Source organism: Mycobacterium sp. NS-7484 (assembly GCF_001953975.1).
Lineage (GTDB): Bacteria > Actinomycetota > Actinomycetes > Mycobacteriales > Mycobacteriaceae > Mycobacterium.
The window spans coordinates 1-696 of sequence record NZ_MBEJ01000050.1; the positions used below are offsets into that span (position 1 = coordinate 1).

General features: G+C 69.1%; 1 protein-coding gene. It reads right to left on the reverse strand.

What is annotated here, in order from left to right:
- A partial coding sequence (locus A5733_RS27035; RefSeq protein ID WP_142253884.1) for an HNH endonuclease signature motif containing protein occupies positions 1–696 on the reverse strand: 696 nt, incomplete at both ends.

The following is a 696-nucleotide window of genomic DNA, read 5'->3' on the forward strand; positions in this document are numbered from 1 at the left end:
AGCAGGTGGTGGGTCCGGCATTTCGGACCGAGGTTGCCCGGATGGGTGGGCCCCTGCGGCCAGGCCACACAGTGGTCCAGATCGCAATTCTGCGCGGACACACCGCAGCCGGGAAACATACACCGCATGTCACGCAACCGCACAAACGCCGCCAGCTTCGCCGAAGGCCGGTAATGATCCTCCGCATCCAACACCGCAGCATCGGCCAGAGGTGCGACCTTGGCGCCGGTGGCGATCAACTCCGCCAACAACGGCGCCGGCACAATCCCACCACCGAGGATGACCGCGGGGCTACCGGCAACCGCCGGGGTGTCATCGGCAACGAAGTTCGTCGAGTCGCCATGCAATCGAGCATCCCGCGGCGTCTGCGCCACCACCTTCTCGACCGGCTGGGCAGGCCGGACGGTGTCGTGGACGGGCTCAGCGGGCACGGCGGCCTCGGCATCGGCCTCGCCTGGAGTATCGCCGACGTCGCTCGCCTGGCGGTCGTTGTCCTGCGGTGCGGGCACGTGTTGGGGCAGCTGATCGGTGAGCAGGTGGACCACCACACTGCTCGAGCGTGGATCGACCCCGGCAGCGGGGCACTGCGGGCTGCCACACTGGCAGGTCAACCGCTCGGCCCCGACCGCCAACGCCCCCAACGCATCAGCGCGACGCTGCGCCATGGTCCGCGGATCGGCCTCACACACACCCCGG